This window comes from Micromonospora sp. NPDC047074, assembly GCF_040643815.1.
GTDB lineage: Bacteria > Actinomycetota > Actinomycetes > Mycobacteriales > Micromonosporaceae > Micromonospora.
Genome location: NZ_JBEYVB010000003.1, coordinates 287,429 through 300,883, shown reverse-complemented (window position 1 = coordinate 300,883; position 13,455 = coordinate 287,429). Strand labels below are relative to the sequence as shown.

Here is a 13,455-nt window from a genome sequence, read left to right as displayed (position 1 = left end):
GCGACCGCACGCCCGGGCGCGACGATGGTCGCTACACGCTGCGCTTGAGCATCGCGTCGTTGAGCGCGTTGACACACTCGCCCAGGCGGAGGCCGATGACGTCGACCCGGCGCAGCAGTTCGCGACGTTTGAGAGTGTCCGGGCCGATCGGTTCGGACATGAGGTCGGCGATCGCGATCTGGTAGTGCCGGCGGACGCGTGAGGAGCGTTTCCGCGTGGCCAGCGCGAGTTCGGCGACGCCGCGCGGGGTGGCCGGCAGGCGGGCGGTCGCCAGGCGGAGCAGACCGAGTCCCTCGTTGACGGACTCCAGGGCCGCGACCGATCCGGGCGCGGCCGTGACGGCGAAGAGGTCGGTCTCCCGGACGTAGTCGCGGAGGTTGTCGAGCACGTCGTCGACCGAGCGGGAGAGGCGGAAGAGATCCTCCCGGTCGATCGGTGTGGTGAGCACGGTGGACAGCTCGCTGACGAGCTCACCACGGTGACGGTCCCCGGCGTGCTCGATCTCGGCCATCCGGGCGCGGCCCAGCGCCGAGGGCACGACACCGCTCGCGACGGAGACGGCCAGGTCAGCGCCGGTCTTCGCCGCGTCGATCTGGCGCAACAGAATCTCGACCATCCGGTGGTGCGACCGTCCGGAGAGGTCGTCGACGAGGCGCCGGGTGCGCCTGCGCAGTCGCCGTCCCGGCAGCCTCACGTCAGCACCGTCACCAGGAGACCGGCCAGGGCCGCCGCGCCGAAACAGGCGGGGAGCGTCACCAGCCAGGAGGTGAGTACGGGTACCGCGAACTGCCACCGGACCCGGCGGGCGCCCTGACTCGCGCCCGCGCCGACCAGTCCGGCCGCGACGGACTGGGTCATGCTCACCGGCATCCCGAATCCGGCGGTGCCGAACACGGCGGCCGAGGAGGCGACCTCCGCCGAGACCACCTGCCAGGGCCGCGCCGGGGCGAGGTTGAAGGTGTTCCCCCGCGCGAGGCGGCGGACGCTGGTGAGGGCGCCCGCGGCGAACACGGTGGCGAGCAGCAGCAGCACCGGGAGGTCGAGCGGGCCCGCGTGCGCCGCGGCCAGCGCCACGCCGGCCACGGCGAACATCTTCTGGCCGTCGTTGGCGGCATAGGCGAGGCACTGGCCGCCGTACGCGGCAATCTGAGCCAGGCGCAGGGCCGACGGAAGGCGCCCGGTGGTCGGCGCCCGGCGGGCCAGCCGCCCGACCAGATAGCCGAGCCCACCGCCCACCAGCGGCGCGGCGGCCCCGATCGCCAGCATCTGCCCGAGGGCCGTCCAGGACGGTGCGGAGCCCAGTCCGAGGCCCGCGCCGCCGAGCGCGCCGACCACGGCGAGCGTGACGCTGGTCGGCACGCCACGCCAGGTGAATCCGAGCACGAGGAGGACCGCGACAAGCACCCCGAGGGCGACGACCAGTTGTCCACCCCGCTCCTGCGTCGTGACGAGCCGGTCGGTGAACGTACGCGCCACCGCGAGGCCGAACAGCGCCGGTCCGGCCACGATCGCCGCCAGCAGCATTCCGATCATCACCACGCTGCCGGCCTCACGCTGGCGTAGGGCGAGCGCGAGCAGTGCTCCACCGTCGTTCGCCCCGCAGACGAACACGAACACGGTCGCCAGACCGATGAGTGCGGTTGCCACAGACATGACCCGGGCGCGGTCACACATCGTGTGGCGGAATGGGGCCACCGGCGAGTCCGCGACCGCGTTCGACGAGCGGGATGAGCGCGCCGTCCAGCAGGGCCGGTGGGAAGGGCGCGTCCAGGCGGTGCCGGCGGTCCGCCAGCCACTGCGCGGCATCGGCGAGCGCGTGGTCGTCGTCGTGGCGGAAGGCCTCGATCAGGTTCACCGCCGACTCGGCCGCGTCCAACTGGAAGGTCACGTCGGAGACCCACTGCGTCAGGGCGAGGGCCTCCGGCATGCCACGCAGGTGCCGGCGCGCGTCGGCCAGACGGGACCGGACGGTGGCGGCGTCCCGCGCTCCGGCGAGGTACTCGAAGACGGCCACCGCGAGCGGGTGAGGCGGCGTCAGGTGCAACGGCGACGACGACGCCATCGCGGCGAGCTGCGCGAGGCCGCCGTGCTCGTCGTAGCGCTCCAGCACGTCCTGCCAGGCCGCACCGGCCTCGTACGCCGTCGGATTCCACGCCCACTGCGCGGCCGTGGCCAGCGCGGGGATGCCCGGCAGCGGTTCCCCCGTGCCGTTGACCAGGTAGCTGCCCAGGTGGCGGCCGATGCCCCCCGCCCGGCCCTGCATCGGTGCCAGGAAGAGGCGACGCCGCGCGGGCGCGCCGGTGGCGGGGTCGACGCTGTCCCAGTCGTTGACGGGGTAGTTGTCCCACAGGAACAGCGGTCGTCCCCCGTGCCGGGCGGCGCCACCGGCCGCGTCCGCGACCGTGATCCGCGCCGACGTGACCCTCGGCCCGGTCCAGCAGTACTCGACCGCCGCCGGGGCGTCCCCGATCAGTTCGGTGAGCCGGGTGTTGTAGGCGTCCGGCTCGGTGCCCCAGTACCTGATCGGACAGATCACCAGGTTCGCGCCCCGGGCGGCGAGATGCTCGCCGACCGCGCGGGCGACCCGCGCGTGGGCTGCCGCGACCGGATGCGGGTCGGCGGCGAAGGCCCGGCGGTCCGCCTCGTGGACCAGCCCGTTCTCCACGTCGTCGAAGGCGAGGAGGATCGTCGTCAGGCCGGTGTCGAGCAGGTCGTCGAGGCGGGCCAGGAGCAGCGCCGTCTCGTCCGGATCGGAGAACACCATGCCCGCAGCAGGCTCAAGCGGCGCCGACGGCGAGATCCGGAAACAGATCTCGACGCCGGTCCGGGCGCCCAGGGCCGCGAGGCGCTCGAACTCGGCCCGCTTCGCCACGTCGTACGGCTGACGCCAGCCGACGCCGACGTGCGGGTCGCCGGACGGTCCGTAGCAGTAGGAGTTCATCCCCCAGGCCGCCGCCTCGGTGATCATCGTGTGCCGGTCGCGCTCGCTCCACGCAGGACCGTAGAAGCATTCGAGAAGGCCCCGCCGGGCGATCTCAGGGTGATCGGTGATGGTCGTCGTCACGGCGTACCGGGATTGGATGATGGCCTCGGCCGTGCGGCGCGCGTGGCGCAGGCCCGCCTGGGTCGCCGCCACCGCCTCCAGCCGGCGGCGGCCGTCGGAGTCGGCCCAGAGACGCAGGGCGTACCCCTCCGTCGGTCCGCCGGCGGCCGGGTCGAGCCGTGCCCGCAGCAGCAGGGGATCGGGACCGGCCGTCGTCAGTCCGGACCACCCCGCGCCCTCCGGTTCGTCGATCACCGACACCCCGTGCCAGGGCTCGATGGCCGCACCGTGAGCGGCGTCGCGGGCGATCCGCACCGGCCACGGGCGGGATGGGGCGTTGTTCGTCACGGTCACGACCTCGTTCCTGTTGCGGGTGTCCTGGCTGGCGAGCGACCGCTCCGGCGCGCGTCGGTGCGCGCCGGACCGGTCAGCCGTGGCTGATCGATGCCGGTACCGGCAGGACCCCGCGGCGCTCCTCCTCGGTACCGCTGGAGAAGTACGGGATCGACCGCGCTTCCGCCGAACCCCCCTCCCAGAAGGTCCGAGGTCCCTCCACCCGGTTGGTGCTGTAGTGCAGTGACCCACCGGAGACCCGGTAGATCCGGAAGCTCGCCTCCCCCGGGCCGAGTCCACCGGCGGTGAACTGGGCGCACCCTGGGCTTATCGCGCGCAGCGACGTGAGGTGCACGTGGCCGCACAGGTATGCGACGACGTTCTCCGACCCCGCCAGCAGTTCCCGCAGTCGCTCGGCCGCGCGATCGACGTAACCACGCGCGCCGAAGTGCTCGATCGAGGGAATCCGCCGGGTCTCGACGACCGGATAGTGGCCGGCGACCAGCACCGGCCCCGGGGCCCGCGCGATCTCCGCGGCGAGTACGGACAGCGCGTCGTCGGGATCGTCCTCGCGGAGAACGACGCCGAGGACGGTGAGGGGCCCCGCCGTGGCCCGCGGCACCAGGTCGGCACCGAACGCCCCGGCGTAACCGGTGTCGGCGAACGGTACCGCCTCGTAGCGCTCGTACTCCGGGAACATCCGGCCGCGTTCCGGATTCGCCCCCAGGTCGTGGTTGCCGGGAACCGCCAGATACGGCGTGTCCAGCCCGTCGAGCCAGCGCCGCGCCATCTCGAAGTGGTCCGCGTACGCGGCGCCGCGGTTGGTGAGGTCACCTGTCGCCACGACCAGTCCGGCCCCGATGTCGCGGATCGTCGCCTGGATCCGCTGGAGCCGTTCGACGACTCCCCGGTACTGTTCGGTCTCCCTCGGCTCCAGGTGCAGGTCCGACACGTGCACGACAACGGTTTCGGCGCCGCCGCCGGAGGGGTTCACCCGAAATCACCCGGGAAACCGCTCCGGTTCTCGGCGAGGCCGGCGGCGTAGATGTGCGAGGTGTCGCCGAGCGCGATCACCCGGGGCACGGCGATCCCGGGCGATCGCGTCTCGAACGCGACGGTCGTCACCGACGTGGGCGCGACGAAGAGACCACACCAGGCGAGCCCCACCGGCAGCCCCAGCAGGTGCGCCACCCAGGTCACCCCCAGCCCGCCGTGGCAGACGACCGCCACCTCACCCGGCACCTTGTCGGCCAGCCGGTAGACGCCGCCGTCCCTGCTGACGCCGATGCTCGCGAGCCAGCGGTCGGAGCCCTCCCGTACGCGTTCGACCTCGGCCGCGATGAGCGTCCCGGCTTCCCCTTCGAGGTACAGGGGAAAGCTGTCCGGCCGTTCGAGGTCCAGGTCTCCACCACGGACGTACTGCCCGGCCACGTTCCAGAAGGCGAGCCCCGTCCGGCCCACCCCGTCGTCGACCAGGGGCGAGCTGAACTCGTGGGCCCAGTCGAGGACGACCGGCTGCATGCCCAGCGCGTGCCCGACCGGTTCGGCCGTCGCGATCGCGCGCCCGAGCGGTGAGGTGTAGAGACCGTCGATGGGGCGACGGGACATGCGGTCAGCCAGCGCCTTGGCCTCGTCGACACCTCGTGGCGTGATCGAGTCGACGCTGTAGTCGGGATCGGCGTGCCTGATGATGTGTAGCAGCACGTTCATGACCTTCCGGGGCCGGCCGTGCACACGACGGCGTGATCGCGAACCGGGAAGTCCCACGAGTCGCCGACGGAGGTGCGGACCGCCGACGAGCCGAGAGACGGTAGATGGGTTTCCAGCCGGGAACGTCCGTCCAGGGTGACGCGGACGGTGTGTTCGGGCCCGCCGGTCACCGGCCGCCCCGGGGTCACCGGCAGCCAGAAGGCGATGACCAGTCGGCCACCGGACGTCCGTGCGGCCAGCGAGCGGACCGCCGCGGGGGTGTCGATGGTGATCGTCCGCGGTGGTGGGGCGGCCGGGGCGTCGCCCGGCTCCTCGTCGGCGAGCCGCAGGAGGTTCCGGAGCGCCTCGTACGCGCTGGTCCGGTGCCAACGGCCGGTGGTGACGTCGCCGCCCGTCCGGACGAGTCCGCTCCGCGCTCCGAAGAGGGTCCAGTCGTAATCGAGCGCATTCTCCCCGCTCGTCGCGGCCGAACTCACCTGGCTGAGCCAGGCCCTCGGGGCGGCGATGCCGGAGTCCGTCTGGTCGAGGCTCTCGAACCAGGTCGGGAAATCGACGGCCGAGGACGCGGCGGAGATCGCCTCCGCACCGGGGCGGCGGGTGGCCGCGTGATGCTCCCGGACCGCGTGCCCGCGAAGCTCCCGCCTGCTGCGCAGCGCCTGCCGGAGCCAGTCGACCGACTCGGGCCGGGTGTCGCGGACGGCGCTGTCGTAGCCGACGGAGGTGACGACCCCCGGCCACCTGGCGGCGACCGCGACCCGACGCCGGACGCACTCCTCGTCGTCGCCCGGGAAGGCCGCGATCCCCTGCACCTTCACCCCGAGCTTGGCGAGCCCCTCCAACGCCCGCTGCTGGTTGAGGACGCCAGGGACGAGACGGTCGCGTACGAGTCGTAGCCGCAGGTCCGAGACGACGTCGAGGGCCTGGCGGGGCAGGTTGAAGGCCGATCCGTGCAGCGCGGAGCCCAGGTTGACCGGGACCGACTTCGACAGGACGTCCGCCGGCAGGGACACCTGGACGGTCGCGCTCGCCGCCGACGCCGACGGTGCGCGCAGGAGGGGGCCCACCAGTCCCGACGCGGCGACGCCCGCCATGCCCACCATGACCCTGCGGCGGGTCAGCGTGACACCCCTCGGCTGACCCGGTTCGTTGATTCCGCTCTCCGACATCGTCACTCACCCGCCTCAGTTGACGGGCACACTGATGCCGTCGATCTTGTAGTAGGAGCCGACGGACGAACCCGTCCGTAGCTGGATGCCGCCGGTGGCGCTCAGGTGGATGCAGGCGGAGCTCGCCCCGTTGCTGGACGCGACCTGGATGACGGCGTTCTGGGCCAGTGGCAGGTCCGCCGGCAGCGTCCCCACGTTGTAGCTGCTGGCGGTCGCGCTGATGCCCGCGTTCGACCAACCGCCCCGGAAGTAGTACACGCCTTCCTTGCGCCTGATCTGTGGCCGCTCCTGGGTGGAGATCGGCGAGAATCCGGAGGCCACGGCGATGTCGACCCATCCGGTGTCCGACTTGGTCGTCGCCCAGCCGCTGGACGGGCTGCTGGCGGTGACCCGTAGCCGGTGGGTGTCGGACGGGCTCTTGATGGTGATGTCGAAGACGAGGTTTCCCACGTTGACGATCTCGACGAAGCTGTTCGACGGGAAGTTCCCGCCGGCGAAGTCCGTGAGGTTCGAGACCGGGGTGTAGAAGGCCAGCCGGTGCTGCCCGATGCTCCTCATCAGCTTGAGTGCGGCGTCCAGGCTCGTCAGCGGCTCCCACGTGACCTGGTTGCGCAGCTTACGGTCGTCGCCGATGGGGTGCAGTCCCGCGCCGGTGAACTGGGTCGTCGGTGTGGTGTAGCCCCGGGTGACGGGGTCCACCTCGAACGAGCCCGGGGTACCCTCCGGCACGAACTCCTGTTGGATCAGGAAACCGCCGACCGCCGAGCCCGGGTCCGCACCGCGGCTGATGATGTTCAGCGTGTAGAAGTTGCCGAACGCGTAGTCGATTCCCTCGCATTCGAGGAAGGTCGGGTTCAGCCCGAGGTCGGCGTAGGCCTGGATCAGCTGCGTCGCCGGCACCAGGCTCTCCGCCAGCAGCTCGCCGCCGGCGTTGAACACCCGGACCCCGTGCATGTGGAAGAGCGTCTCGCCCTCGGGCGGCGGATTGTCGGGATGGAACCCGCCACCCATGCCGATCGCGAAACAGTTCGGCCCCTCGCAGAAGCCCTGCGCCTTGGGGATGTAACTGAGCGCGTACTGACTGGTGCTGCCGACGTTGCCGCCGTAGCGCATCGCCGGGAGTTCCATCAGGCCGACCTCGGCGAAACTCTCGTTCCGGCGGATGAACCGGCCCCGGTTGATGAAGTCCGTGTCGCCGAAGTTGGAGATCGGGGTGCCGCAGGTCCACACGCCGTTGCGCCAGTCGAAGTCGTACATCAGGGGAAACTGGTACGTGTTCGTGGGGCTGACCGCGGTCAGGTTCGCGGGGAGTGTGGTGATGTCGACCCGGCCCATCGTGTCGGGCGCGACCCTCAGGTACAGGTAGCGCCGGCCGTTGATGTACCGGATCACGGCGCTCTGGGACAGCGCCGTCTTCCCTGCGACGGAGAAGCAGCGGAGGTAGGCGCCGGTGTTCCAGTCGTAGACCGAGACGACGCACGGCTGGTCGGAGATGGTGAAGATCTGTCCGGCGACCTCGTCGATGCAGAAGGTCTGCGGGAAGAGACTCCCCCACTTCGCGGTGGCCGCGCTCCAGTCGGCATGCCGGTAGACGAGGTTGTGGACGATCTTCTTACGGTGAGCGTTCGCGAGCAGGACGTTCTGCACGGACATGTCGCGTCGTCCTTAACGGGATGCGGCCAGGTAGGCGTTGGCCTGGCTCTCGAGCTGCTGCTGGAGCTTGTCCAGGCCGGCGGCGTCGGCCGCGCGCTTGAGCTTGTCGATCTGCGAGTTGACGTCGACGGTCCCGTAGTAGAGCGGGTTACCGAACTGGGTGATGACCTGGGTCATCTGGGCGATGGCGGGGCCGAGCTCACGCTGGTCCGGCACGAACGACGCGAACGGGTCGAGCGTGAAGTTCTCCACCTTCTGCGCCCAGCCGAAGACCTTCTCCTCGGTCTCGGTCATCACCTTGGGCTTACGCTCGAGCGGCGCGCGCCAGCACAGGGCGTAGCCGGGGAAGGTGTAGTCGGAGAGCACGTCGATCCGGTCCTCGCCGATCGGCTTCCAGTCCTTGCCCTCGATGCCGTAGGCGAGCAGGTCGTGGTTCTCCCGGATGGACAGCCAGTCCTGGATCTTCATGGCACGCTCGACGTCGCCTCCCTTCGCGTTGACCACGACGAGGTTGTCGGACTGGAAGGTCTGGTTGGGCTTGGCCGCGAATCCGTCCTTGAACGGAAGGACGTTGGCCAGCCTGGCGTTGGGGTTGGCCTTCTGCATGGCGGTCAGCACAGTGCTGGTGAGCCCGTCGGTGACGGCCCAGGTGGCGGCGTACTTGCCCGCGATCCACTGGCTCTTGACGGTGGCCGCGTCGACGGTGATGGCGTCGGCGTTGATGATGCCGTCCTGGTAGTACTTCCGGATGCGCCGGAACGTGTCGACGACCTGGGGCACCTCCCAGAACGGGACCAGCCGGGACGAGCCGGTGGTCGCCGCGTCCTTCGCCGGGAAGAACCAGACGCCCTTTCCGCCGAAGGAGAGCGGGATCGTGTTCGGGTTCTCCCACGACGCCGGGTCGAACTGGGCCGTGGGCCGCGGGATGGCGAGCAGGAAGGCCGTGCCGTTGGCGGCGCAGAACGGGATGACGCCGGGCTGCTTCTGCTTGACGGCGTAGAGGAACCGCTCGAAGGTCTCGTAGTCGTTGATCTCGCCGAATCCGAGCTTCTCGGCGAAGTCCTGGCGGACCACCTGGTGGTGCAGCCGCCCGGCGGCGTTGACCTGCGGGATTCCCCACAGCTTCCCGCCCCAGCTGTTCGCGTCGAGGAGGACCTTGTCGATAGTCGCCTTCAGGTTCGGGTACTTGTCGACCATGCCGGTCAGGTCGGCCAGTGACCCGGAGGACTGGAGCTGGGCCATGTTCAGCCACATCGCCTGGAGGCTGCTGTCGAACTTCTCACCGGCGGTGAACTTGAGCAGGGACTGCTGCCCGAAGTTCGACCAGTTGTAGTATTCCGCGCCGAGGGTGCAGCCGATGTCGGCTTGCATCTTGGCGTTCACCTTCTCCAGCACGGCGTCCCAGCCGGGCGCGGCAGAGGTGGGGAGCAGCGTCGTGCTCTTGGAACCCTTGGCGGACGAGTCGGAGTTCGAGCAGCCCGACAGCCCGAACACGCTGCCGGCACCGATTGCCGCCGCACCGGCGAGGAAGCCCCGTCGAGAAATCTTGTGAGACATTTCTGTTGTCCCTTCACGGGCGTCAGCCCTTGGTCGCCCCAAGCGTGAGGCCCTTGACGAAGTAGCGTTGAGCGAACGGGTAGGCGAGGATGATCGGCCCGATGGTGATGACGGTGAGGGCCAGGCGCATCTGGTAGACGGGCGGCGCGGCGTTGATCGAGCCGGGCAACTCCGCCGAGCTTGTGACGTTGGCGATCAGGTTCTGCAGGACCAGCTGCAGTGGGAACTTCTCGGTGTCACTCAGGAACAGCAGCGCGTGGAACCACTCGTTCCAGTAGGCGACCCCGTAGAACAGTGCGATCACCGCGATGATGGGCTTCGACAGCGGAAGCACGATGGAGAAGAAGATCCGCAGCTCACCCGCGCCGTCCATGCGGGCGGACTCCAGGATCTCGCCGGGCATCTGCTGGAACGACGCGACGGCGATGAAGACCAGGAAAGGCGCCATGAGGCTGGGCAGGATGACCGCCCACCAGCTGTTGCGTAGTTGGAGGACGTGCGTGACCAACAGGTACATCGGCACGAGGCCGCCGGTGAACAGCATCGGGATGTACGCGTAGATGGCGGTGAACCGCGACAGTCCACGCACCCGGCGGGCGATCGTCCAGGCCAGGCCGGCCGTGAACCAGGTCGACAGGACGGTCCCGACGACCGTGATGAACAGCGACGCCGCGTACGCGTCCAACACCGCGGTGCCGGAGAAGATCTGCTCGTACGCCTCCGTCGAGAAGGGGGCGGGGAAGAAGCTGTATCCCGATGTCGCCAACGAACTCTCGGCCGTGAAGGAACCGGCGAGAATCGCCCACAGGGGAAGCAGACAGAACAGCGCGAACACGCCGACACCGAGGTAGCTGACGACGGTGAAGGATTCGGGTCTCGACCGTTTCCTACGGGTACGGGCTCGCGGGGCGACTGGGGCCGGGGCTGACACCGCGGACGGGGTGGCGAGGGACATCAGATCACCGAATTCTCTCGACTGACGCGACGATGAATGAGCACCGCCACCGTCACCAGCACGAACCCGACCACGGATTGGAACAGGCCCACCGCACCCGTGGCGCCGAAATCACCGACGGTACGCATCGATCGGAAGACGTACGTGTCGATGACGTCCGTGGTCGAGAAGAGCGTGCCGTTGTCGCCGATGATGGCGTAGATCGTTCCGAAGTCGCCGTAGAAGATCCGCCCGACGCCGAGGACGATGAGCATGGCCGCGGTCGGTCCGAGGAACGGAACCGTGATCGACCAGGCCATCCGGGCCCGACTCGCCCCGTCGATCGCGGCGGCCTCGTAGACCTCCTCGGGAATCGCGGTGATCGCCGCCAGGAAGATCACCGACATGTACCCGCCGAGCTGCCAGACCTTGACGACGGTGAGGATCCAGGGCCACGGCCCGGGCTCGGTGTACCAGCTCACCTCCGGAAGCGAGAAGACGCTGAGCAGATCGTTGACGGCGCCTCCGCTGCCGCCCACGCCGGCCAGGAGCACCTGGAGGATGATGCTCACGACGATGGGCGACACGAAGTAGGGAATGAAGATCGCGGACTGGAGGGTCCGCTTGACGTGGCGCGCCCGGATCTCGTTCAACATGATCGCGAGCAGAATGCCCGCCGCCAGCGATGCGGCCAGGAACAGCACGTTCAGGAAGATCGTGTTGACCACCAGGCGCGGGGCGGTGCCGCTCGTGAAGAAGTAGCGGAAGTTGTCAAGGCCGTTCCACGGGCTGCCGAAGATGCCGTCGCTGATGTTGAAATCCTTGAACGCGACGACGAGGCCGGCCATCGGACCGTAGGCGAAGATGGCGAACCAGATGATCCCGGGCAGGGCGAGCACCAGCAGCGCCAGCCGGCCCTCCCGCCGCCTCGGCTTGCTCACTAGGAGTTCTCCGGGTGCGAGCCGGGGCTCAGACGCCGCGCCGCGCCCATCCGGCCGCCCGCCCAGCCCCAGGCAGCGCCAGCCGCGCCCACCCCTCGCAACCCGCCGTCCGGGCAGCCACCCATCACGAACACCCCCAGTAACTTTAACGTTGAATCTCGCGTTCGCGGCCAATGTTCGGAGGTCACCGGCCACAAGTCAAGAACTCTGCGGAGATCGGGGCGACAAAGATTCCGAGCGACACTTTCGGTGCCCCTCCGCCCACGGGGAGCCACGCAAAATACCGCCACCACGGTCACCAACAGGGAATTCGCTGTAATGTCCCGGGCCGCGATCAAGCGACACAAAGCGGGAGATCGCCGTAGATCGGACGACGGCTGGTCAGACGAGGCAGGCCGAGATCACGAGCCAAAGCCGTCACAGTGGGTGGTGGTTGGCCTCAACGCGCTCTCCGGCCAACGGGCGGACCCGACACCCACGCCGGACGCCAGCCATTGCCGAGACGGTCAGGCGTCGCCTTCCCGACCGCCAGCCGCCGGGGAAGGTGTCGGGGTCTCGCGGGCCAGCCGCCTGGCCTCGCGCCACATGACCGCCATGTCGCGCATCCGGTAACGCAGGAACACCCGCTGGGGTCGTCCCCGCCGCATGAGCGCATCGGTGCCACCGTCGCAGTAGACGATCTGACCGGTCATGAACCGGTTCCCGGGCGAGACGAGGTACGCGAGCAGGTCCGCCACCGACTCGACGGGGCCTGGCGAGCCGAGGGGCTGCGGAAGGGCGGTCTCCAGCAGCAGGCGCTCCTGCGGCCAGGAACGCGTGACGGCCTCGGTGGCGATGATCCCGGGAGCCACCGCGTTGAGCACGATGCCCTGACCGGCCCATTGCGCTGTCACCGCGGCGGACCGGACCCACAGGTTGAGCGCGAGCTTGCTGGAGCGGTAGATCTGGCTGCCTCTTCGGGTGCGGATCAGGCGGCCCGCGATCGCGAGAGCCCCCGCCTCGTCGCCGCGCAGGCACGCGCGCGCGAGGGCCACACTCCCCCGGTTCAGGGTGGACGAGGAGGAGACGACCACGGCGGCGGGCGCGTCCGAGACAGCCAGGCAGCCACGGAGCCCTTCGAGGACTTCGACCGCGCCGAAGTAGTTGAGCGCCGCTGTCTCCGGTCTCGGCGCACCGGCGCCCGCGGCCGCGAGGACCCCGTCGACGCGCCCGTCGCTGAGTCCCCGTACGCGCTCGACGAGTTCGACACGTCCCTGCGGCGTCGTGAGGTCCGCACGGACGTCCATCTCGCCGCCGAGTCCACAGGTGATGACGCGTCCCTGGCCGGCGAGCCGGTCCGCGGCGGCTCTGCCCAGGCCCGAGTCCGCGCCGGTGACGACATAGGTACGGGGCCCGACCGGGGTCTGCATGATCTCATTCTGACCGAAGTTTGCAGATCTGCAAACTCCACCCCGCACGGTTAGACTCGGGCCGTGACGAACGGGAACGGTCACGAGGCCCGCCGGCGACGCACCCGCGAGGCGATCCTGGCCGGTGCGTCGCAGCTCTTCGACGAGCATGGCTACGCGACCACGACGGTCACCCAGATCGCGGCGCGGGCGAACGTCTCGGAGCGGACCTTCTACATGCACTTCCCCGCCAAGGAAGACGTCCTGTTCGCCCACGTGTACGACTTCGCGGAGATCGCCTGGCGCGTCGCCGACGAGACGGACACGGCCGACCCGGTGGAAAGGGTCGGCCGTGCCGTTCACGCGCTGATCGACGCGGCATGTGCCGATGACGCCCTGGCACGGCAGGCCCGCATCCGAGCCGCCCTCGGGACGACCGGACGGCTGCCGCGATCGCTCGCGGCACACCTGATGGCACTGGCGAACGAACTCACCCTGCGCATTGCCCGGTCGACGATGACCGCCGTCCACTCGGTGGCCCCGATGGTCGGCGCCGCCATCGGCGCCGTCGAAGCGGCCGGACTCGTCGGCGCCCAGGAGACGACCGATCCCCGCGAGCTGCACCGGCGCATGGTCGCGGCTCTCGACGCCGCGCTGCTCGGCTTCCGGACCGGGTCCGGCGAACGGATCCGACCGGCATCCGGCTCGCTGCCTGCCCCGACCACCTGAG

General features: G+C 69.9%; 12 protein-coding genes. 1 reads left to right on the top strand and 11 read right to left on the bottom strand.

All coding sequences use genetic code 11. The features are described from left to right. Positions 1 to 31: 31 nt before the first annotated feature. The 11 genes from ABZ809_RS08020 to ABZ809_RS07970 form a co-directional block, all read right to left on the bottom strand. A complete protein-coding gene (locus ABZ809_RS08020) occupies positions 32 to 694 on the bottom strand; it encodes a DUF47 family protein (RefSeq protein WP_357561715.1) in 663 nt (220 codons plus the stop codon). Continuing rightward, positions 691 to 1,647: an inorganic phosphate transporter gene (locus ABZ809_RS08015; protein ID WP_357561714.1), complete on the bottom strand. Its 957-nt coding sequence runs from the start codon at positions 1,645 to 1,647 to the stop codon at positions 691 to 693. The genes ABZ809_RS08020 and ABZ809_RS08015 overlap by 4 nt, the downstream gene beginning before the upstream one ends. A 19-nt stretch (positions 1,648 to 1,666) precedes the next feature. Next, positions 1,667 to 3,397 (bottom strand): beta-N-acetylglucosaminidase domain-containing protein, encoded by a 1,731-nt coding sequence (locus ABZ809_RS08010; protein WP_357561713.1) that lies wholly within the window; start codon positions 3,395 to 3,397, stop codon positions 1,667 to 1,669. A 73-nt stretch (positions 3,398 to 3,470) separates the two neighbouring features. Next, positions 3,471 to 4,370, bottom strand: a complete 900-nt coding sequence (locus ABZ809_RS08005; RefSeq protein ID WP_357561712.1) for a metallophosphoesterase — start codon at positions 4,368 to 4,370, stop codon at positions 3,471 to 3,473. Next, entirely contained in the window at positions 4,367 to 5,080 is a 714-nt protein-coding gene (locus ABZ809_RS08000) for a histidine phosphatase family protein (protein ID WP_357561711.1), read from the bottom strand. The genes ABZ809_RS08005 and ABZ809_RS08000 overlap by 4 nt, the downstream gene beginning before the upstream one ends. A gap of 2 nt (positions 5,081 to 5,082) precedes the next feature. Beyond that, positions 5,083 to 6,252, bottom strand: a complete 1,170-nt coding sequence (locus tag ABZ809_RS07995; protein WP_357561710.1) for a hypothetical protein — start codon at positions 6,250 to 6,252, stop codon at positions 5,083 to 5,085. Positions 6,253 to 6,267: 15 nt separating this feature from the next. Beyond that, positions 6,268 to 7,905 carry a hypothetical protein gene (locus ABZ809_RS07990; RefSeq protein WP_357561709.1) on the bottom strand — a complete coding sequence of 546 codons (1,638 nt, stop codon included), beginning with the start codon at positions 7,903 to 7,905 and terminating at the stop codon, positions 6,268 to 6,270. A 12-nt stretch (positions 7,906 to 7,917) separates the two neighbouring features. Continuing rightward, positions 7,918 to 9,462 carry a DUF3502 domain-containing protein gene (locus tag ABZ809_RS07985; protein WP_357561708.1) on the bottom strand — a complete coding sequence of 515 codons (1,545 nt, stop codon included), beginning with the start codon at positions 9,460 to 9,462 and terminating at the stop codon, positions 7,918 to 7,920. 22 nt (positions 9,463 to 9,484) lie between these two features. After that, positions 9,485 to 10,297, bottom strand: coding sequence for a carbohydrate ABC transporter permease (locus tag ABZ809_RS07980; RefSeq protein WP_357561707.1), 813 nt, complete (start codon positions 10,295 to 10,297; stop codon positions 9,485 to 9,487). A gap of 119 nt (positions 10,298 to 10,416) precedes the next feature. Beyond that, entirely contained in the window at positions 10,417 to 11,337 is a 921-nt protein-coding gene (locus ABZ809_RS07975; RefSeq protein ID WP_357561706.1) for an ABC transporter permease subunit, read from the bottom strand. A 506-nt stretch (positions 11,338 to 11,843) separates the two neighbouring features. Continuing rightward, positions 11,844 to 12,746 (bottom strand): SDR family oxidoreductase, encoded by a 903-nt coding sequence (locus ABZ809_RS07970; RefSeq protein WP_357561705.1) that lies wholly within the window; start codon positions 12,744 to 12,746, stop codon positions 11,844 to 11,846. A 63-nt stretch (positions 12,747 to 12,809) separates the two neighbouring features. On the opposite strand from ABZ809_RS07970, the gene ABZ809_RS07965 reads away from it, so the two are divergent. Further along, complete coding sequence (locus ABZ809_RS07965) at positions 12,810 to 13,454, top strand: TetR/AcrR family transcriptional regulator (protein ID WP_357561704.1); 645 nt, start codon at positions 12,810 to 12,812, stop codon at positions 13,452 to 13,454. The last annotated feature ends 1 nt before the right edge of the window (position 13,455 follow it).